Source organism: Micromonospora sp. AB353 (genome assembly GCF_049538395.1).
GTDB classification, from domain to species: Bacteria; Actinomycetota; Actinomycetes; order Mycobacteriales; family Micromonosporaceae; genus Micromonospora; species Micromonospora aurantiaca.
The window spans coordinates 1-18,016 of the sequence record NZ_JBMVFV010000013.1; the positions used below are offsets into that span (position 1 = coordinate 1).

At 72.8% G+C, this 18,016-nt stretch carries 21 protein-coding genes, 1 tRNA gene and 1 pseudogene; 12 read left to right on the forward strand and 11 right to left on the reverse strand.

From position 1 onward, the window contains the following. Positions 1 to 796: single-stranded DNA-binding protein (gene ssb, locus ACPCK6_RS08790; RefSeq protein ID WP_423480826.1), on the reverse strand; the 796-nt coding region annotated here is incomplete at its 3' end. Between the two features lie 285 nt (positions 797 to 1,081). On the opposite strand from ssb, the gene ACPCK6_RS08795 reads away from it, so the two are divergent. Both ACPCK6_RS08795 and ACPCK6_RS08800 read left to right on the forward strand, forming a co-directional pair. After that, positions 1,082 to 1,492, forward strand: coding sequence for an HPF/RaiA family ribosome-associated protein (locus ACPCK6_RS08795; RefSeq protein WP_262014116.1), 411 nt, complete (start codon positions 1,082 to 1,084; stop codon positions 1,490 to 1,492). Between the two features lie 151 nt (positions 1,493 to 1,643). Next, complete coding sequence (locus ACPCK6_RS08800; protein WP_423480827.1) at positions 1,644 to 2,660, forward strand: alpha/beta hydrolase; 1,017 nt, start codon at positions 1,644 to 1,646, stop codon at positions 2,658 to 2,660. A gap of 23 nt (positions 2,661 to 2,683) precedes the next feature. Here the strand turns inward: ACPCK6_RS08800 and ACPCK6_RS08805 are convergent, their stop codons facing one another. After that, a complete protein-coding gene (locus ACPCK6_RS08805; protein ID WP_423480828.1) occupies positions 2,684 to 3,418 on the reverse strand; it encodes a hypothetical protein in 735 nt (244 codons plus the stop codon). A 169-nt stretch (positions 3,419 to 3,587) separates the two neighbouring features. Here ACPCK6_RS08805 and ACPCK6_RS08810 point away from each other — a divergent pair. Beyond that, a tRNA-Arg gene (locus ACPCK6_RS08810) sits at positions 3,588 to 3,663 on the forward strand. Positions 3,664 to 3,798: 135 nt separating this feature from the next. After that, a complete protein-coding gene (locus ACPCK6_RS08815; protein ID WP_423480829.1) occupies positions 3,799 to 4,422 on the forward strand; it encodes an ATP-binding protein in 624 nt (207 codons plus the stop codon). Positions 4,423 to 4,587: 165 nt separating this feature from the next. Here the strand turns inward: ACPCK6_RS08815 and ACPCK6_RS08820 are convergent, their stop codons facing one another. Further along, complete coding sequence (locus tag ACPCK6_RS08820; protein WP_396881322.1) at positions 4,588 to 5,229, reverse strand: hypothetical protein; 642 nt, start codon at positions 5,227 to 5,229, stop codon at positions 4,588 to 4,590. A 123-nt stretch (positions 5,230 to 5,352) separates the two neighbouring features. On the opposite strand from ACPCK6_RS08820, the pseudogene ACPCK6_RS08825 reads away from it, so the two are divergent. Further along, positions 5,353 to 5,571 (forward strand): annotated as a pseudogene (locus tag ACPCK6_RS08825) (NUDIX domain-containing protein); the annotation flags it as partial. A 106-nt stretch (positions 5,572 to 5,677) separates the two neighbouring features. Here the strand turns inward: ACPCK6_RS08825 and ACPCK6_RS08830 are convergent. Together ACPCK6_RS08830 and ACPCK6_RS08835 are read right to left on the reverse strand one after the other, a co-directional pair. After that, positions 5,678 to 6,232, reverse strand: coding sequence for a GrpB family protein (locus tag ACPCK6_RS08830; RefSeq protein ID WP_423480830.1), 555 nt, complete (start codon positions 6,230 to 6,232; stop codon positions 5,678 to 5,680). A 68-nt stretch (positions 6,233 to 6,300) separates the two neighbouring features. After that, positions 6,301 to 7,029, reverse strand: coding sequence for an SDR family oxidoreductase (locus tag ACPCK6_RS08835; protein ID WP_423480831.1), 729 nt, complete (start codon positions 7,027 to 7,029; stop codon positions 6,301 to 6,303). 75 nt (positions 7,030 to 7,104) lie between these two features. Between ACPCK6_RS08835 and ACPCK6_RS08840 the strand changes: the two genes are divergently transcribed. After that, positions 7,105 to 7,464, forward strand: a complete 360-nt coding sequence (locus ACPCK6_RS08840) for a MerR family transcriptional regulator (protein WP_128138284.1) — start codon at positions 7,105 to 7,107, stop codon at positions 7,462 to 7,464. Between the two features lie 27 nt (positions 7,465 to 7,491). Here ACPCK6_RS08840 and ACPCK6_RS08845 read toward each other — a convergent pair whose 3' ends face one another. From ACPCK6_RS08845 to ACPCK6_RS08855, 3 genes are all read right to left on the reverse strand, one after another. Continuing rightward, on the reverse strand, positions 7,492 to 8,343 hold the full coding sequence (locus ACPCK6_RS08845) for an aminopeptidase (RefSeq protein ID WP_423480832.1): 852 nt from the start codon (positions 8,341 to 8,343) through the stop codon (positions 7,492 to 7,494). Positions 8,344 to 8,481: 138 nt separating this feature from the next. Next, entirely contained in the window at positions 8,482 to 8,892 is a 411-nt protein-coding gene (locus ACPCK6_RS08850) for a TIGR03618 family F420-dependent PPOX class oxidoreductase (protein ID WP_423480833.1), read from the reverse strand. A gap of 41 nt (positions 8,893 to 8,933) precedes the next feature. Then, complete coding sequence (locus tag ACPCK6_RS08855; RefSeq protein ID WP_396881315.1) at positions 8,934 to 9,374, reverse strand: Rv0361 family membrane protein; 441 nt, start codon at positions 9,372 to 9,374, stop codon at positions 8,934 to 8,936. Between the two features lie 73 nt (positions 9,375 to 9,447). Between ACPCK6_RS08855 and ACPCK6_RS08860 the strand changes: the two genes are divergently transcribed. The 5 genes from ACPCK6_RS08860 to ACPCK6_RS08880 all read left to right on the forward strand — a co-directional run bounded on the left by ACPCK6_RS08860 (position 9,448) and on the right by ACPCK6_RS08880 (position 14,262). Next, positions 9,448 to 10,248 (forward strand): class I SAM-dependent methyltransferase, encoded by an 801-nt coding sequence (locus ACPCK6_RS08860; protein WP_396881314.1) that lies wholly within the window; start codon positions 9,448 to 9,450, stop codon positions 10,246 to 10,248. A gap of 148 nt (positions 10,249 to 10,396) precedes the next feature. Then, complete coding sequence (locus ACPCK6_RS08865) at positions 10,397 to 11,572, forward strand: ATP-binding protein (protein ID WP_423480834.1); 1,176 nt, start codon at positions 10,397 to 10,399, stop codon at positions 11,570 to 11,572. Further along, the gene (locus ACPCK6_RS08870) at positions 11,562 to 12,758 is read left to right on the forward strand and encodes a hypothetical protein (protein WP_396881312.1); all 1,197 of its coding nucleotides are present in this window, start codon (positions 11,562 to 11,564) and stop codon (positions 12,756 to 12,758) included. The genes ACPCK6_RS08865 and ACPCK6_RS08870 overlap by 11 nt, the downstream gene beginning before the upstream one ends. Beyond that, on the forward strand, positions 12,728 to 13,444 hold the full coding sequence (locus ACPCK6_RS08875; protein WP_396881311.1) for a response regulator transcription factor: 717 nt from the start codon (positions 12,728 to 12,730) through the stop codon (positions 13,442 to 13,444). The genes ACPCK6_RS08870 and ACPCK6_RS08875 overlap by 31 nt, the downstream gene beginning before the upstream one ends. Positions 13,445 to 13,518: 74 nt before the next feature. Continuing rightward, on the forward strand, positions 13,519 to 14,262 hold the full coding sequence (locus ACPCK6_RS08880; protein WP_396881310.1) for a hypothetical protein: 744 nt from the start codon (positions 13,519 to 13,521) through the stop codon (positions 14,260 to 14,262). Positions 14,263 to 14,289: 27 nt separating this feature from the next. Here ACPCK6_RS08880 and ACPCK6_RS08885 read toward each other — a convergent pair whose 3' ends face one another. Continuing rightward, positions 14,290 to 15,042, reverse strand: coding sequence for a lysophospholipid acyltransferase family protein (locus ACPCK6_RS08885; RefSeq protein WP_396881309.1), 753 nt, complete (start codon positions 15,040 to 15,042; stop codon positions 14,290 to 14,292). A 118-nt stretch (positions 15,043 to 15,160) separates the two neighbouring features. On the opposite strand from ACPCK6_RS08885, the gene ACPCK6_RS08890 reads away from it, so the two are divergent. Beyond that, complete coding sequence (locus ACPCK6_RS08890) at positions 15,161 to 15,550, forward strand: VOC family protein (RefSeq protein ID WP_194800686.1); 390 nt, start codon at positions 15,161 to 15,163, stop codon at positions 15,548 to 15,550. 6 nt (positions 15,551 to 15,556) lie between these two features. Here the strand turns inward: ACPCK6_RS08890 and ACPCK6_RS08895 are convergent, their stop codons facing one another. Both ACPCK6_RS08895 and ACPCK6_RS08900 read right to left on the reverse strand, forming a co-directional pair. Continuing rightward, positions 15,557 to 17,620: an amylo-alpha-1,6-glucosidase gene (locus ACPCK6_RS08895; RefSeq protein ID WP_423480835.1), complete on the reverse strand. Its 2,064-nt coding sequence runs from the start codon at positions 17,618 to 17,620 to the stop codon at positions 15,557 to 15,559. Next, positions 17,620 to 17,991, reverse strand: a complete 372-nt coding sequence (locus ACPCK6_RS08900) for an SCP2 sterol-binding domain-containing protein (RefSeq protein ID WP_357795158.1) — start codon at positions 17,989 to 17,991, stop codon at positions 17,620 to 17,622. Before ACPCK6_RS08900 ends, ACPCK6_RS08895 begins: the two co-directional genes overlap by 1 nt. Positions 17,992 to 18,016: the final 25 nt, after the last annotated feature.

Here is an 18,016-nt window from a genome sequence, read left to right on the forward strand (position 1 = left end):
CCGACGCGGTCCCGCCGGTCCCGCCCGGGCTCGCGGCGCCCGCCTCGCCCTCACCCGGCCCGGAACCACCCGGTCCGCCGACCTCCGGCGGTGCGACCTCGCCCAGTTCGTCGTCCTCGACCGGGGCCGGCCCGTCGTCCGCCACGTCGCCCAGCTCGTCCTCCTCCTCGGCCGGGCCACCCGGACCGGGGTCGAAGCCGGTCGCCTGCCGCACACCGGGCCGGGCGTCGAACGGGTCGGACTCGCCCACCCGCTCGACGGTGCCGGTCGGCTCGCTCCGGCCGCCCCTGTACTCCGGCGGCGGGAAGTCGTCGTCGAAGGGCCTGTCGTCGAACGTCGCCGGGGCCTGGGCATCGGGCACCGCCTCGGTCGCCTCGCCGTGCACCCGCTGCTCGGCCTCCGCGTCCTCGACCGTGCTGGTGGCCGCGCGGGGCTGGTTGCGCAGGAAGCGGGCGCGGCCCCGGGACAGGTCGTGCCCGACCGCCACCGCCTCCAGCTCGTAGAGCGTGCGGTGGGTGCCGGACTCGTCGGTCCAGTCCCGGGTGTAGAGGCGCCCGGCCACGATGACCGGGTCACCGACAGCCACCGAGGCGGCCACCCCCTCGGCGAGGCGGCGCCAGCAGTTGACGCGTACCCGAAGGCTGTTGCCGTCGACCCAGCGGCCGCTGTCGCGGTCGAGCCGGCGGGCGGTCGAGGCGACCTTGAAGTTGGCCACCAGCGTTCCGCTCTGCGTGGTGCGGCGCCACTCCGGCGCGGTCAGCACGTTGCCGACGATCGTCACGTACGTATCGAACATCGCCCCTCCCAGGGATCGACTTGTCCCGGTGAGCGTCGGCCGGACGCCCGGCCCGGGCCACCCGCCGGCCCGGACCTGTGGATGACGAGCGGGCCTGTGGACAACCACCTGATCAAGGTCCCGATCTGCTAGGCCGACCGGCCCTACGTGCCTGAGCTGCAAAGACGCACGATCGAGTGGAGCCGGCAAGCAGGCGTTCCGGAATCACGCCGGTTGGGTAAGTACTTGATCAACCGAGAGAAAGGGAGCTCCCATGCTTCTCCGAGACGTCCGCGAGGCAGCGCGATGAGCGCCGTGGCGAACCCCGCGACCGTGGCCGAGTGCCTGCGGGTCGGCGCCGGGTTCTCCCAGGGCGACCGCAACTGGATCGCCGAGCAGTTCGGAACCCTGGACGCCCGGCTCGCCGGCTTCCACGCCGACGCCACCGAGCTGGAGGTGTCCGTCAAGGATCGCGAGGCCCGGGGCCAGAAGGTGACCCTGGAGTGCTGGATCGCCGGGCGGCAGAAGATCGTCACCACCTCGACCGAGGAGGATCTGCACGCCGCGCTCAACGACGTCCGGGACGACCTGCGCCGCAAGCTCAACGACGCGAAGACCCGGCAGGAGCCGCGCCACAACAAGCACCTGCGTGCCGTCGACCAGCCCGAGGGCGCCCCGTTGCAGGACGCCGAGCGCGAGGACGCCGAGACCGTCTGACGTCCGGCACGGCCCGCCCGCACGGTGCAGGCGGGCGGGCCGTGCCGTTTGTTAACAAGGGGCCCCTCCTCTACCGGATGCGTTAACAAGGGCCCCCTCCTTACAACCGCACCCCTACCGCCGGGTAGCAAGGCGGCGTACCGTCGCGGTCGTGGAACCGGACGTGCTGGGCGCCCCCTACGAGCGGCGGACGATCGAGCTGGGCACCGACGACGAGGGGCCGGTGGTCGCGACCCTCGTGCGGCGGCGCGCCGACCGCCCGACCGGCCGCGCCGTGCTCTACGTGCACGGCTTCGTCGACTACTTCTTCCAGACCCACGTAGCAGACTTCTTCGCCGAGCGCGGCTGGGACTTCTACGCGCTCGACCTGCGCAAGTACGGCCGTAGCCTGCTCCCGCACCAGACCCCGAACTTCTGCCGCGATCTGAGCGACTACTTCCCCGAGCTGGACGCCGCCGCGGAGATCATCCGCGCCGAGGAGGGACACGACACCCTGCTCGCGATGGGCCACTCGACCGGCGGCCTGATCATCTCGCTGTGGGCGCACGACCGCCGTGACGCCGGCCTGGTCGACGGCATCGTGCTCAACAGCCCCTTCTTCGACATCAACGCGCCCTGGATGGTCCGTCGGCCCCTCGCGGCCGCCGTCTCCCGCCTGGGCCGCAGGGCGCCGCAGCGGGTGCTGCCGTTCGGCCTGGGCACGGTGTACGGCGAGAGCCTGCACGCCGACCACCGGGGCGAGTGGCGGTACGACCTGGCCTGGAAGCCGCTCGCCGGGTTCCCGGTGCGGGCCGGCTGGATCAACGCGATCCGCGCCGGCCAGCGTCGCCTGCGGGCCGGGCTGGACATCCCGGTGCCGGTGCTGCTGGCCTGCTCGACGCGCAGCTTCCGGGGCACGAAGTGGCACGACAGCGCCACCGGCGCCGACGCGGTGCTCGACGTCGAGCACATGGTGCGCTGGGCGCCCCGCCTCGGCCGGCACGTCACGCTGGCCCGCTTCGACGGTGGGCTGCACGACCTCACGCTGTCCAGTCCCGGCGTACGCGAGAAGGTCTTCGCGGAGGTCGGACGGTGGGCGGAGGGGTTCCTCCGCGCCGGGCCGACCGAACCGGAGCCGGCGACGCCGCCGGCCCCTCGGCGGCCGGCCGACGCGACCGCCGAGGGCTGAGGCCGGCCGGCCTCGCCGCGGGCTCAGTCGGCGACGACGGCGGTGAGCGCGGCGCGGATCCGGTCGAACGTGGCGATCGGGTGACCACCGGCCTGCGGCGGCAGCACCACGCCGAGGCAGCGCAGCGCGGGTCCGCCGTCCGGCCCGGCCTCGACCGCGAACACCGGCGCGCCCACGTAGCCCGCTGGTAGTTCCGTCGTGACCCGCACCTCGCCGCCGTCCCGGGCGACCCGCTCGACCACCGCCTCCAACGGCCGCGCCCCGCCGTCGCCGACACCGAGCGCCAGCACGAACGCCGACGCGGGCGCCGCGCCGATCCGGGCGACCGCGTCGGCCGGCGCGGCCACCGCCTCGGTGACCTGCTGGGTACGCCAGCGCCAGCCCCGATCGTCGGCCCAGCCGTGCAGGCCGCCGGTCGGCATCGCCGCGAGCCCCAGTTCCGGCAGATGCAGCCAGTGGTCGGCGAAACCGGGCAGGTCGATCGGCTCGTCCGCGCCCTCGGCCGGGTCGGTGACGCTCGGCCGCAAGCCGATCTCGCCGTACGCCCGGTCGGTGAGCGCATCGGCGGTGAGCAGCCACTCGTGCGCGATCTCGCCGTCGTCCGTAGCGCCGACCAGTTCGCTGTAGAAGAAGGCCGTGCCGAGGACGGCCGACGGGGCGCCCGGCCCGTCCGAGCCGGTGAGGGGCAGGATCGCCCGTCCGAGGAGCTGACACAGCTCGAAGACGATCTCGTTCTCGGTTTCCTGGTCGAGCAGCATCCGACGAGGGTACGGATCGCGTCCCGCCCGGCCCGCCCGGACCCGCCGGAACTGTGGTGCCGGTCCGGGCCCCGGCGTGGGACGCTGGACGGCGGAACGGACGCGCCGACCCGTACCCCCGGGCACGCGGGGACCGGCGGTACCCTCTTGGCGCGACGACCGTCGGCGCGCGCCCGTAGCTCAGCGGATAGAGCAGGGGACTTCTAATCCCAAGGCCGCAGGTTCGAATCCTGCCGGGCGCACCACCGTCATCGCAGGTCAGCGGCTTTCCGGTCTCGGTCGAGACGATCACCGCAGCCCTCGTGAAGCCAAATCAGCCGAAGACGAGACGTCCTGTCATGCGATAGCCGCGCGTACCTTGCCTGGATAGCGTGGGTGGCGTGACGGAGCCTGACTACAGCCTCGCGAAGATCAGGGTCATGGAGTTCGACGATTCCGTACGCGAGCGGCCCGGTATGTACTTCGGGGTGGGCAGGGATGATCCGCGTCTGGCGACTCGGGTGCTGTGCGCGGTCGTAGGGCACGCGTTTCATCCGGCAGCCACCGTCGCCGCGAGCCACACCCCCGACGTGGTAGCCGAGATCACCGCTGATCTCATCTTCTCGGTGACCGACGACCAGGCGGACGTCCTGACCGGCCCGGGAACGCCGAAGCTGGGCTACCACGGCTCGCTGCTCACCAGCGAGCGTTGGTCGAGTGCCGCCGCGGCGGCGGTGAGTTCGCAGACCACTGTCGAGGTCTGGCGACACGGCCACGGCTTTCGGCAGCGCCTCGTCGGCTTGCGGCCGGTCGAGCCACCTGCGGAGTTCTCCGCTCCCGTCGGAGCCGGTACCCGTGTGGCCTTCGTCCTCGATCCCGCTTACTTCGGCTCGGCCGCGATCACCACCGATGTCGCCGGCCTCGACGTGCACGGCCCGGCTTGCACCAACACCACCGGGTTCGGCAAGGTCGTGATTCGGGACCGCAGAGGGCGGAGTCGCCCGAACGAATACCGGTGTGCCTGACTCGGGCATCCGGATCTGCCGCCGACCGCGCCTTGCGGAGATCAAGCGTCCGAAGGTCGAGCACCCGCTCCAACCAGCCGACGAGATCCACAGCCCGGACTCTAGGCGCTCCGCGATCTCCGTCTGTCCCGAGGCCGCAGGTTCGACACGCCCCGGGCCATCGGCCTAGCCTTGGAGCCGCTGCGCCCAGTACACCTGCCCGTCCGAACCCATGTAGACGAGGGCCAGCAGCAGGTCGGACATCTGGACCGGAGCGGTCGCGGTCGACGTCTCCGGATCAGGCTTCTCGGCGTACGGGAAGAGCGCGACGAAGGTGAGCGGGGATGCCTTCTCGTCTGCCACATGCAGCCTGCTGCCGTTGCTCCGCCACTCGTCGTCCCCGAACGTGGCGTCACCAGCGCCACGGAGCCAGGAGTAGCGCTCGGCGATCCGGTGCTCGATGCCTGCGCTGCCGATGCCGACGGCCGCCTGTGGAGCGGCCACGCCGAAGACCGCTGGCTTGGAGTCGGTGCGCTTGTCGATGAGGAAGACCGCGAAGTAGCCGCCGTCGAGTGGCCGGGGCGGGGTCTGCCAGAACAGCCGGCCGAGCACCAACTGGTCACGTCCGGAGGCGAACGGAGCGGATCCGTTCTCACCGAGTGCGGCCTGGGCCTCCTCGTTCGTCACGAAGCTGAGCGAGGACCGGAGAGCCAGCGCCTCGGGGCCGTACGGCGGCTGGTTCTGCCACCACTGCCAGACGATGACCGAGACCATCGCCACGATGGCCGCCAGGGCAGTCGCGACACGCCGGCCCGTCCGCCACCTCATGCTCGACAGTGAAGCACGCGAGCACCGAATCTCAGGGTCGCCGAATTGACAGCTGCAGCCGGCCCCGGCGGACCGTACCGTGCCCTGATGGTCATCTCCCCGCACCTGGCCCGGCTCCGGACGATGATCGACCACGAGTTGATCCAGTTGCCGTCGGTGTCGGTCATCGTCGTCGACGATCGCGCACGGATCCTGCTCGTACGTCATGCCGAGGACGGGAACGGGTGGGCGGTTCCCGGCGGCGCTGTCGACATCGGAGAGTCCCCGGCCCAGGCGGCGGTGCGTGAGATCCGAGAGGAGGTCGGCGTGCGGATCAGCCGGCCGCGGCTGCTGGATGTGCTCGGCGGCCCCGACTACGAGGTGACCTACCTCAACGGCGACCGCTTCTCCCGCGCAACTCCGGCCGGCGATCGGCGGGAGGCCCGACCAACCTCCCCGGGCGGTACACCTAGCCCTTCGCTGACTGGCGACCTGCGAATCGGCTCCACAGCCGGGCCTCGGCCGACAACTGCGCGAACACCTCCTCCTTCGCTGCGCCGTACTGGGCCCGACTGTGAGGATGCAGCTCGGCTGCACGTCTCTTTGCCGCCTCGTAGCGACGGGCAGCGTCCGGAGTGGCCGCGAGGTAGGCGCGGAAGACCCGGTTCGCCTGCGGCACCCGGGACATGACACCGAAGACGTGCAGGTGGTGGCTTCGCTTCCCGGCCGTGTCCTTCGCGAAGAACAAGTGCTCGTCGTCGTCCGGGAAGGCCGACGGACGATAGACGTACCCGAGCTGTTCGAGTGGCCGGACGTCGGCGGCGACCGCACCTACCTCGGGTACCACCACCAGGATGTCGATGATGGGTTTGGCAGCCAGTCCGGGAACGCTTGTGGAACCGAAATGCTCGACGCTGAGCGCCGCGGGCAGCGCCTCCGACAACAGCCGTTGCTCGATCTTGAATCGCGCGGGCCAGGCCAGGTCGTAGGGCACCACCTCGACTACGGGCGCGTCGTCGCTCACGTCGGCCACCGTAGCGGCTGGCACTCTCTACCGACCCAGGGACGGGGACAGGGTCGGCTGAACGTCGCTCAGGCCGCCGTCAGCGCCGCCAAGGCCCGGTCCATCGCGGCGTTGAACTCCTCCGGCGCCAACGTCAGCCGGGACTTGACGTCGCGGCTCCACTGGTCGGCCAGCACCTCGGCGGCGCCCGCCTCGACGCCGTCGAGCGCCGCGTCGGCCAGATCGGCCGGCGCGATCTTGTCGACGGGCCAGCCCGCTGACATGTCGGTGTCGGCCAGGCCGAGGTGTACCGCCGTCACGAGCGTGCCCTGGTCGGCGAGTTCCAGGCGTACGCCGTTCGTCATCGCCCACGCGGCGGCCTTGGTCAGGTGGTACGCGCCGGCGCCTCTGGTCCCGAACCACGACATGGCGGAGAGCACGTTCACGATCGCGCCGCCGCCGTTGCGGGCGAGTGCCGGCGCGAACGCCCGGATCATCTCCAGGTGGCCGAGCACGTTGGTGTCCACCTCGTGCCGCACCGCGTCCAGCGAACCGGTCACCAGGTCGGTCCCGGTCTGGATCCCGGCGTTGTTGACGAGCAGCGTGACGTCCGGGGCGGCAGCGGCGACGGCCCGTACGGATGCGGGGCTGGTGATGTCCAGCGGCAGCACCTCGACGCCGGGCAGGTCCACGGTCTCCGGCCGGCGGGCGGTCGCGTAGACCTTGCGGGCGCCGCGTTCGCGCAGGCGCTGGGCGAAGGCGCGACCCAGGCCGCGGTTGGCGCCGGTGACGAGAGCGATCGAGTCGTTGATGTCCATGCCCGGTACGCTAAAACCTGACGTTGACGTCAGAGGCAAGTGTTGATCGCCGAGACCGGGGTGAGAGGGGTCACCGTGACCGAGCCGCTGATCCGCATCGGCGAGGTGGCGCGCGACGCCGGTGTCTCGGTGCGCGCCGTGCGCTACTACGAGGAACAGGGCCTTCTCTTCCCCCGGCGCAGCGCGTCCGGCCAGCGCCTCTACCGGCCGGACACGGTCACGCTGGTGCGCTTCATCCAGCAGATGTACGCGGCGGGCCTGACCAGCAGCCGGATCGCCGAACTCCTGCCGTGCTGGGACTCCGGGCACACCGACCCCGCACAGCGGGCCATGCTGCGCGCCGAGCGCGAGCGCATCCAGGCCAAGGTCGACGATCTCCGGGCCGCGCTGGACCGCCTCGACGAGGTCATCGCGATCACCGATTCGCACCCGTAGGCGCGACCACCCGCGCAAGGGGAGAGACTACGGACGGGCGTTCTCGCGGGAGGCACGCAACGCACCGGCGACCGCCAGTCCCGCGCCGCCGAGAGCGACAGCCGTCTCCACTGCCGAGGACACCTCAAGGGCACCTCCCGCCGAGCCACCCACGCTCACCACGAATCCCGGTTGCAGGAAGGCGTCCCTGGCGGGCTCGACGAACGTCCACCAACTCGCCCACGCGGAGGCGAGATCCGCGCAGGCCCGCACGGCGACCACCGCCAGCAGGACCATCCCCGCCGTGAGGAGCCCGAGCCGGTCGCCCCGCCATCCGGACCACGCCAGCACCCCGGCGGTCACGAGCGCGGCGAGCAACGCCGGCTGCAGCGCCAGAAGCAGCTCGGGCAGCGGCGGGTCGCCGGGCGTCGCCGCCACGCTCAGCCCGCACCAGACGAGCACGGCCACCGCCAGGACCGTCGTCACCACACCCCGCCGTCCGCCGCGTGCCGGCAACGCCGGCACGGCAACGGAAAGCAGGAGTACGCCGAGAGCCAAGCCCCACGCGCTCAGGCGTTGCTGGTCCAGGCCCTCCCGCAGGCTCTCCACAAGGTACGTCCGCGTCGCCGCCTGGCTCCCCCGCGGCTCGCCCGCGTCCGCCACCCGTTCCCGGTGCCAGAGCAGGTTCGCGGCTGCCACCAGAGCGAACAGCCCGGCGCCGACGGCGACGCCCCATCGCACCCGGGGCGTACCGGATGCCGTGAGCGCGTGGCCGCACAGCGCCGCGAGCGTGACCACGGCCCAGAGAAGCGACGCGTCCGGCATGGCGAGCAGTGCCGCTCCGACCGACAGCAGGCCGGCCACGGCCGCGGCGACTCCCAGGCCCGACGACAGACGCATGGCGCAGAGGGTGGCACAGGAATCCCGACCACGTTGACCCGCCGGTTTCGTCGGTGGCCGCTGGTTCGGCCGGTACGCCGTGCTGCACGACGAGGCGGGTGCCCCGAGCGAGCTCTACTTCTGGGGGTTCTCCGGGGACTAGCGTGCCCGGCCGGCGAGCAGCCACCGCCGGACGGGCACCTCCAGCAGCGCGCGGTCCCCGTCGGGCGTGACCGGCTGCCGGATGTCCCAGCCGCCGTACTTCTCGGCGAACGCCGCCACGATCGCGGGCGGGAAGTCGGCGCGGTGCAGGCGGGCGACACCCTCCGCGACGACCGGGTGGACGCCGTCCTCCAGGGCGAGCGAGACGCGGGGGTCGGCCGCCACGTTGCGGGCCTTGACGCTGCGCGCCTCGCAGCCGATCCACCAGACGTCGTCGGCGTAGACGAACCACACCGGCGTGACGTGCGGTGAGCCGTCCCGGCGCAGCGTGCAGAGCCAGACGTTGCGCTCACGGGCGAGCCGGTCCGCGACGGCCGGCGGGAGCGGTGCGGTGGAAGGTGAGGCCATGCGACAAGTGGATCAGGTGCGCGCGGAGGCCCGCTACCGGCTCACTCGCAGATCCGCCACTCCCCGTCCTCCTTGACCATCGGGAACGACTGCGTCACGGTGGTGCCGGCCGCCGGGGTGAAGCGGATGGTCGCCGCCCCGCTCACCCGGCCGTTGTTGTTCGACACGTTGAGCCCGGTGATCTCGTAGCCGGTGAACTCCGGCTGGGAGGACTGCTGCCGGGTGAAGTCCGCCTCGCTGACCCGGTCGCGTACGCGGGAGCAGAGCTGCCGGTACGCGGCCGGATAGTCGCGGTCGACGATCGCCTCGGCGAACGTCTCCGCTGTGGACCGCGCCGGGCCGGTGGCTTCCTGCACGGCCCGGAAGAGGAAGAAGCCGGCGAGCACACCGCCGGAGCAACAGATCGCCAGCACCACGCCGAGCACGATGAACAGTGTTCGCTTGGACTTCTTCGGCGGCACCATGGCCGGCTGGTATGCCATACCCCGCAGGGTAGGAGTCGCCGGCAACCGTAAACCGGATGCTGCGGCTCCACTTCTCGGCGACCATTGATCGATGCCCGCACACCGACCGGCCGAACCGGACGTCAGTCGCTACTACACCGAGGTCTACGTCGAGGCCGACCGGCTGGACGGGTCGCCGCAGGGCCGGCTGGAGGCACGACGTACCCGGGATCTGCTCGCCCGGCTGCTGCCCGCCGCGCCGGCGGACGTGCTGGACGTCGGCGGTGGTCCCGGCGCGTACGCGGGTCCGCTCGCCACGGCCGGTTACCGGGTGCACCTGGTCGACCTGGTGCCCGCGCACGTCGCGGCGGCGCGGTCCGCGTACCCGCTGGTGACCGCGTCGGTGGGTGACGCCCGCGCGTTGCCGTCGCCCGACGCGGCGGCGGACGCGACGCTGCTGCTCGGTCCGCTCTACCACCTGCCGCGGCAGGCCGACCGGGTGGCCGCGCTGCGTGAGGCGGCGCGGGTGACCCGGCCGGGCGGGACGATCGTGGCGGCGGCGATCAGCCGGCACGCCGCGTTGATCGACCTGACCGTGCAGGGCCGCCTGGACGACGACAACCGGCAGTTGCTGCGCGCCGAGTACGAGACCGGGGTGAACGATCCCCGGACCGGCTTCACCACCGCGTTCTTCCACCGGCCGGAGGAACTGGCCGCCGACTTCGTCGCGGCCGGACTGCCCACCCCGGAGGTGTACGGCGTGGAGGGTCCGCTGTGGCCGGTGCTGAACGCGCTCGGCACCGGGCCGGACGAGCGGCTGTTCGCCGATGCCGTGGCCTGCGCCGAGAGGTTCGAGCGGGACGCCGCGATCCTCGGGGCCAGCGCCCACCTGCTCGCCGCCGCGCGCCGCTGACCGCCGGTCCGGACGGCCTACTGCTTTACGCCGGAGCGAAACTCGTCAAGCACCAAGGGTGACCAGTTGCGACAAAACATGTTATTCTCCAGCGTCAATCTATGCCGCGCGGACCCGGCCGGGTCGCAACCGGAAGGACATCTCTCCGATGCCGGTCGCTGCCGCCATGCCCCTGCCACGGCCCCCGCTGGCCCGCCCGGCGGGTGACGCGTTCAGCCTGATCTTCACCACCCTGCCCGCACTGCTGCGGCTCACCTGCGGCCTGGTCGGCGCGATCGTCGCGCTGTCGGTGCGTACGCCGCCGGTGCGGGTGGCGCTGCTGATCCCCTCGGTCGTCGTGCTCACCGCTTGGTCGGTCTGGTACGCGTGGCGCGCGCTGCGGCACGGCATCGGCGGCGCGCTCGTCGCCGGTGACGTGGCGCTGACCACCGCCGCCGCGCTCGCCGTACCGTGGCTCGTCGCGCCGGAGGTGCTGCCGGGCGAGGCGAGCTGGATCGCGGTGCTGGCCAGCTCGACAGTCATCAACGCGCAGGCCACCGCCCCGGCCCGTTGGTCGGTGCCGGCCGGCCTGCTGGTCACCGCCGCGTACGTCACCGGCACCACGGTGGCCGGCAACCCGGTCGAGGCGCGGGCGCACGCCGGGACGCTGCTGGTGCAGACCGCAAGCGCGGCGGTGATGACGGCGGTGATGCGCCGTCGGATCGCCCGCGCCGACGCCGCGTTCGCCGACTACCAGCGGTTGTCCCACGCGGCGGTGGTGGCACGCGCCGCCCGCGAGGACGAACGGCGGCAGAACCGCGACCTGCACGACACCGTCCTGGGCACGCTCACCATGGTCGGCCTCGGTGCCGTACCCGACTCGGCGACGTTGCGCGAGCGGTGCGCGGACGACCTGCGTACCCTCACCGCCCTTGCCGGTGCGCGGACCGCGACCGCGGCCTGTGAGGCCCACCTGGACGAACGGCTGCGTGAGGTGCTCGCCGCGACGCCCGGGCCGGCGGTGACCGCCACGCTCGCACCGTGCCGGCTGCCGGCGGAGGTCGCCACGGCGCTCGCCGACAGCGCCGCCGCCGCGCTGGCGAACGTGGCACGGCACGCGCCGGGCGCCGCCGCGTCGCTGCGCCTGGCCCGCGAGGGCGGCACCGTCGTGGTCGAGGTGGTCGACGACGGTCCCGGTTTCGACCCGTCCACGGTCCCGGCGCACCGGTACGGGCTGCGCGAGTCGATCCACGGCCGGATGAGCACTATGGGCGGTCGGGCGGTGGTGACTTCCGCCCCTGGCGCCGGTACCCGGATTCGGCTGGAGTGGTCCGATGGCGAGTGAGTCGGGTACGGCGGTGACGGCCGGACACGCGCTGCGCCCGCTGCCCCGGCCGCGGGTGGCGACGCGCTCCGGAGCGGCCACCGCCCCGCCGGAGGCGCACGCGGTGGCCGACGCGTCGGACCAGGGCGCGCGGATCGCCGTGATCGTCATCGCGGCCGCCTGGCACCTGGCGGTCGCGCTGCCGGCCGTGTTGCGGGCCGGGCCGGGGATGGCGGATCCCGCCGTGGTGGCGGCGGGCTGGCTGGTGACCGCCCTGGTCGGGGCCGGGACCGGGGTACGGCTGCTGCGCCGCGGGCTGCCGCCGGCCGGGCCGCTGGCAGTGGCGCTGTTGGTGGTGGACGCGGCGGTGGTCGCCGGGGCCGGCGAGCGGTTCCTGTTCAGCACCGCCAACTGGGTGTGGGGCGGCCTGGCCTGGTTCTTCCTGCTGGTGCTCTGGCGGCGGCCGGTGCGCTGGCTGCTGCTCATGCTCGCCGCGCACGGCACGATCGCGCTGGCGGCGGTGGTGCTGTACGGCGCGACCGCCCCGGCCGACCTGAGCCGCGCCGCCATGTACGTCTACGGCACCTCCACCCTGCCGGTGGCGGTCTTCGTCGGCGCGGCGGCGCTCACCGCGCAGGCCCGGGACCGGGCGGCCACCGCGGCGGCGACGCTCGCCGTGGCCGCGGAGCAGGAGGCGGCCGAGCGGGCCCGCACCGAGCGGCAGGCGCGCCTGGCGCTGGTCAGCGGCACCGCCGAGGAGGTGCTGGCCGGGCTGGCGGCGGGCGACGCCGACCCGGCCGACCCGGCGGTACGGCGGCGCGCGGTGCTGGCCGCGGCCCGGCTGCGCCGGCTGATCGCCGAGTCGGACGACGTGCCGGACGCGCTGCTGCACGAACTGCGCGCGGCGGCCGATCTGGCCGAGCGCAACGGGCTGCCGATCGACCTGGTGTCGGTCGGTACGCCTCCGGAGCTGCCGGTGGAGATCCGGCGCGGGCTGGCCGACCCGCTCACGGCCGCGCTCGCCGGGGCCGAGGGCTGGGCTCGGCTCACCGTGGTGGCGGGCCCGGACGAGGTGGTGGTCAGCCTGGTGACGCCGGATCACGACGGCCCGGACGAGCCGGCGACCGGCGGGGACGGGCCGGTGGAACACCTGCACGAGCGGGACGGGGAGATCAGATGGACGCAGACCCGCTGGCGGCGGACGTGAACGCCGGCACCCCGATCGGGGTGGCGATCGTGGACGACCATCCGGTGGTGATCGACGGGGTGCGCGCCTGGCTCGCCGGCGAGCCGCGGTTGCGGGTGCTGGCCACCGGCGACGACCCGGACGAGGTGCTGCGGGCCGCGCCGGACGCCGAGGTGGTGCTGCTCGACCTGCGCCTGCACGGCCGGATGGTGCTGGACAAGCTGGCCGAGCTGAGCGCGACCGGGCGCCGGGTGGTGGTCTACTCCGAGCACAGCGACCCGCAGACCATGCTCGCCGCCCTGGACGCGGGCGCGGTCGCGTTCCTGGCCAAGCACGAGGGACGCGAGCACTGCGTGGCCACGGTGCTGGCGGCGGCGAGCGACCGGCCGTACGTGCCGCCGGCGCTGGCCGGAGCGATGGTCGGTGACGCCCGTCCGGATCGTCCGTCCCTGTCGGACAAGGAGCGCGAGGCGCTGCTGCTGTGGTTCCAGTCGATGTCGAAGGCGTCGGTGGCGCGCCGGATGCAGATCAGCGAGCACACGGTGAAGCAGTACGTCGACCGTGCGCGGATCAAGTACACCCGAGCGGGCCGTCCGGCCGCCACGAAGGCGGCGCTGCTCGCCCGGGCGATCGAGGACGGCCTCGTCCGACCGGAAGATATCGGCATCTACCGGTCGCAGGCGTCGGCCGACCGGCCGACCCCCTAACAGGTGTCATGACAGTCACCCCAGGAATCGGGAAGGCTCACCGGTACCGCCAACCGTCACCGGGAGGTCGTACCGTGCCGGAGGACGCCACACCTTTCTTCGTCGGGCCGCATCGGTTCGACGCCGACGGCGACCCCACCCGTCCCGTGCTCGACCGGCGATACGAGCTGGTGCCCGAGCCGGGCGAGCGCCTGCTCGGTCAGCACTGCCTGCGCGTCGCCGGTCACCTGCTCGGCCCGACCGAGGACGTCCGCTGCTGGTCGCTGCCGGCACCGGCGACGATCACCGTGACCGAGCGCCGCCTGGCGTACGTGTGCACCGGCTCGGACCTGTCGGTGGTCTCCGGGCGGGACGGCCGGGCGGCCGCCCGGCACCGGCGTCCGGTCCGGTTGTCCCGCCTGGTCAGTGGGCAGATCCGCTGGCAGTGGCCGTCCCGGCTGGAACTGGCCGAGGCGGGCGACGGCACCGCCGAGCTGCGCATCGTCTGCGACGCGCTGCGCACCATCCGGCAGCCGGCGCTGGCACTGACCGGCCCGGTCGGTCAGGTGGCCGCGCTGGCCCGGCAGGTACGCCGCGCGGTGGCCGGTTTCCGGCTGGCGAACGCCGAACTGGTGGACCTGTCCCCGCCGGAGCGGGACGTGCTCGCCGTCCGGGTGGCCGCCTCCCCCGGCCCGACGCTGGGCACTGTGACGCTGCCGGGCTCGCTGCCTGTGGAGTTCCTGTCCCGCGACGACTACTACCGTCCGGCGGAGGCCGAGGCGACGCCGTGGGGATGGTCCGGCTTCCCCGCCCACGACCAGCCCGGCTCCGCCTGCTGACGCCCCACGTCGGGAACCCGGCGCGGGTCAGGAGGCGCTGCGGGTGCGGCGCTCGGACCGGTCCAGCTCGACCGCCTCCTCCGGGGTCGGCGCGCTGCCGCCCAGGTGGGCCGGCTGCCACCAGGTGTCGTCCGGGCCGGACGGCTTGTCCGGGTACTCCCGCTGGGCCCGGTCGACCAGCGCCGACAGGCGGGTCCGCAGGTCGGCGGTCATGACCGTGGCGTCCGGGTAGGCGGCCGGGTCCATCGGCTCGCCGACGATGATGGTGATCGGCGTGTGCCGACGGGTCAGCGTGCGCGGGCGGCCCTTGGTCCACAGCCGCTGGGTGCCCCAGAGCGCGACCGGCAGCAGCGGCACGCTCGCCTCCTGCGACATCCGGGCCGCGCCGTTCTTCAGGTCCTTCACCATGAAGGAACGGCTGATCGTCGCCTCCGGGAAGACACCGACCACCTCACCCCGGCGCAGCGCGCCGACGGCCGCGGCGTACGAGCCGGCGCCGGCGGCCCGGTTCACCGGGATGTGCTTCATGCCGCGCATCAGCGGACCGGAGACGCGGTGCCGGAAGACGCTGTCCTTCGCCATGAACCGGACCAGCCGCTTGGCCGGGTGCGCGCCGTAGCCGCAGAAGATGAAGTCGAGGTAGCTCACGTGGTTGGACGCGAGCACCGCGCCGCCGCTGTGCGGCACGTGCTCGCTGCCGGACACGTCCAGGCGCAGGTCGAGCAGCCGGAACATCGTCTTCGCGGCGGTGATCACAGGTGGGTACACGAGTTCCGACATGGCGAAACTTTACCCCGAGTAGGTTACGCGACCGTAGGGCCGATCTGCCCTCGGCAGACCGGCAGCCGCGTTCCTGGACAGCGTCCTGCCCGCAGGCGCGGGCGACTAGGTTCGAGGCATGCCCGACCTCGCCGCGATCGTCATCCACTGCCGCGACCCCTACCTGCTCGCCCCGTTCTGGAGTGCGGTCACCGGGCTGCCGGTGGTCGAGGCGGACCGGGTGAAGCTCGCCGAGGGGACGCTCGCGCCGACGGAGGCGGTGCTGCTGCGCGACCCGCACGGGCGGCGTCCGGACCTGTGGATCAGCCCGGCCGAGACGCTGCCGGAGCCCGGCCGGATCCACCTGGACCTGGTCGGCGACGCCGAGGAGCGGGCCGCGGTGCTGGAGGCCGGCGCGACGGTCGTGCGGGAGCTGCCGCGCTGGACCGTGCTGGCCGACCCGGAGGGCAACGAGTTCTGCCTGCTCCCGCCGAACGAGGCGCACGACGCGTCGCCGCCCGGGCACTGAGCGGGCTCAGTCGGCCAGTTCCTCGAGGTTGAGCCGCCCCCTGGCGAACGCGTCCACCCGGCCCCAGCGACCAGGGATGTCCAGCACCTCGATCCGTCCCATGCCCACCGGCAGCCGCGGGTCGACGGCCAGGTGCTGCTCGTGCGGCTCCAGCCCGAGCATGGTGCGCAGCAGCAGCAGCGGCGCACCGGTGGACCAGGCCTGCGGGCTGCACGCGGTCGGGTACTCCACCGGGAACTTGGTCAGCTCGCGCTGGTAGCCGCCGAACGCCTCCGGCAGCCGGCCGTCGAAGTAGGTGGCCGCGTCGAGGATGCCGTTGGCGACCGTGGCGGCCTCCTCGGCGAAGCCGTACCGGCGCAGACCCCAGGCGACGAACGAGTTGTCGAACGGCCAGATCGTGCCGTTGTGGTAGCCGATCGGGTTGTAGCGGACCTCGCCCTCGGCCAGCGTCCGCACCCCCCAGCCGGACCAGAGCCGGGGACCGACCAGATGCTCGGCGACCTTCGGCGCCCGCTCGTCGTCCACGATCCCGCTCCACAGCAGGTGGCCCATGTTGGAGCTGAGCACGTCGCACTGACGCCCGTCCGGGTCCAGCGCGAGCGCGTAGAAGCCGCGGTCGGCGACCCACCAGTCGTTGTTGAAGCGCCGCTTCAGCTCCGCCGCCTCGCGTTCCAGCTGATCGGCGTACGCGGGGTCGTCCCAGAACAGCCGGGCCATCCGGGCGGCCCGCATCTTCGCGTCGTACGCGTAGCCCTGCACCTCGCAGGTGGCGCGGGGGAACGGCGGCAGCGTCCCGTCGGCGTACGAGATGGAGTCCCACGAGTCCTTCCAGCACTGGTTCTCCAGGCCGGTGTCGGTGTTGCGCCGCTCGTACCAGATGTAGCCGTTGCCGAGCAGGTCGGCGTAGTCGTCGATCCATTTCAGCGCCGCCCGGCACTCCCGTTCCAGTTCCTTGACCAGCGCGCCGTCGCCGCTCCACCGCTCGTACTCGTCGAGCAGCACCACGAACAGCGGCGTCGCGTCCACCGAGCCGTAGTACGGCGAGTGCGGCTGCTCCTCGAACGCGGCGGTCTCGCCGTACCGCATCTCGTGCAGGATCCGGCCCGGGTCCTCGTCCCGGAAGTCGTCGAACCGGGTGCCCTGGAGCGCGCCGAGGATCCGCAGCGTGGTCTTGGACATCTCCGGCGCGAACGGCAGCACCTGGAGGCAGGTGAGGATGCTGTCCCGGCCGAACATGGTCATGAACCAGGGCAGGCCGGCCGCCGGCAGCGTCTGCCCGCCCAGCGACAGCGGCGAGAAGCGCAGCGCCGCGAGGTCGACGAGGCTCCGCCGGTACGTCGCGGCGAGTTCCTCGTGCTCGCTGTTCAGCTTCGGGGCCCGGCTGATCCACTCCTCCAGGTCGTGCTGGAGCGCGAGCCGCTCGGTGCCGTGCGCGCGCAGTCCCATCCGCAGGTCCCGGCCGCCGGGGCCGATCGCGAACGTCTGCACGTCGATGACGGCGTCCCACTGCTCGTTGGGTTCCAGCCGGATGCTCCAGGCGACGCCGCGCTGGTCGTAGCGGGCCGGCTGGTTGGCGGAGACGAGCGTCTCGCGCCGGAAGTTGCCGCGCCGGTAGCCCAGGCGCAGCCGGTCCGACTCGGCCTCGGCGTAGTGTTCGCCCTTCTTGTTCAGGATCTCGTCCTTGACCTGGAACAGGTCGGCGAAGTCGGACCCGGCGTCCATCCGGATCTCCAGGTCGACGGCCTTCTCGTCGTGGTTGAGGATGGTCAGCGTCTCGCGGAAGCTGCCCCCGACCGCCCGCTCCCGGATCACCGACAGCTTCGCGTCGACGTAGTGCGTGGCCATGCCGGGCACCAGGAAGAACCGGGCCTCGTAGTACTGGAGGTCGTCGTAGGACAGCGCGTTGAGCCGCTCGCCGTTGACGGTGAGCACCCACTTCGACAGGTACCGCGTGTCGAGCGAGAACAGGCCCGTCGGCTCGCTCGGGGTGGCCTCGATGTCGCCGGTGTCCTCGCACACCACGAACGTGTTGCCGTCCAGGATCCGGACGGTGTTGCCGCTGCCGGGCATCAGGCACCCCTCCCGCTGAACGTGTGGTGTGGTCCCCGGGAGTCCGGCGGGCCGGGGAAGACCCGCTCGACCTGCAACACGAGCCGCAGGTCGCCGACGACAGTCATGTCGCCGCGCAGCAGCGCCGCGATGGCGTTCTCCTCACCGCCGACCAGCTCGGCGAACAGGCGCGGCTCGGTGCCCACCACCGTGTCCGCCTCGCCGTCCTCCTGCCGGACCCGCAGCTTGCCGTGATCGATCTCCAGCAGCCAGTGCGTGGTGTGCGGACCCTCGTGCAGGTCGAACCGGAGCGTTCCGGATGTCTTGACCAGCAGCGGCTCGAACCCCCGCCGGTCCAGGTCCTCGAAGAATCTCGTGGTCATGTCCACCATCCGGGCGACTCCTCCCGCGATCCGC

Coding starts and splice junctions, on each gene's coding strand:
- ACPCK6_RS08795 (WP_262014116.1), top strand. CDS start 1,082: ATGAGCGCCGTGGCGAACCCCGCGACCGTGGCCGAGTGCCTGCGGGTC.
- ACPCK6_RS08805 (WP_423480828.1), bottom strand. CDS start 3,418: ATGCTGCTCGACCAGGAAACCGAGAACGAGATCGTCTTCGAGCTGTGT.
- ACPCK6_RS08820 (WP_396881322.1), bottom strand. CDS start 5,229: ATGAGGTGGCGGACGGGCCGGCGTGTCGCGACTGCCCTGGCGGCCATC.
- ACPCK6_RS08835 (WP_423480831.1), bottom strand. CDS start 7,029: ATGGACATCAACGACTCGATCGCTCTCGTCACCGGCGCCAACCGCGGC.
- ACPCK6_RS08845 (WP_423480832.1), bottom strand. CDS start 8,343: ATGCGTCTGTCGTCGGGCCTGGGAGTCGCCGCGGCCGTGGCCGGCCTG.
- ACPCK6_RS08850 (WP_423480833.1), bottom strand. CDS start 8,892: ATGGCCTCACCTTCCACCGCACCGCTCCCGCCGGCCGTCGCGGACCGG.
- ACPCK6_RS08855 (WP_396881315.1), bottom strand. CDS start 9,374: ATGGCATACCAGCCGGCCATGGTGCCGCCGAAGAAGTCCAAGCGAACA.
- ACPCK6_RS08860 (WP_396881314.1), top strand. CDS start 9,448: ATGCCCGCACACCGACCGGCCGAACCGGACGTCAGTCGCTACTACACC.
- ACPCK6_RS08865 (WP_423480834.1), top strand. CDS start 10,397: ATGCCGGTCGCTGCCGCCATGCCCCTGCCACGGCCCCCGCTGGCCCGC.
- ACPCK6_RS08870 (WP_396881312.1), top strand. CDS start 11,562: ATGGCGAGTGAGTCGGGTACGGCGGTGACGGCCGGACACGCGCTGCGC.
- ACPCK6_RS08875 (WP_396881311.1), top strand. CDS start 12,728: ATGGACGCAGACCCGCTGGCGGCGGACGTGAACGCCGGCACCCCGATC.
- ACPCK6_RS08885 (WP_396881309.1), bottom strand. CDS start 15,042: ATGTCGGAACTCGTGTACCCACCTGTGATCACCGCCGCGAAGACGATG.
- ACPCK6_RS08890 (WP_194800686.1), top strand. CDS start 15,161: ATGCCCGACCTCGCCGCGATCGTCATCCACTGCCGCGACCCCTACCTG.
- ACPCK6_RS08895 (WP_423480835.1), bottom strand. CDS start 17,620: ATGCCCGGCAGCGGCAACACCGTCCGGATCCTGGACGGCAACACGTTC.
- ACPCK6_RS08900 (WP_357795158.1), bottom strand. CDS start 17,991: ATGGTGGACATGACCACGAGATTCTTCGAGGACCTGGACCGGCGGGGG.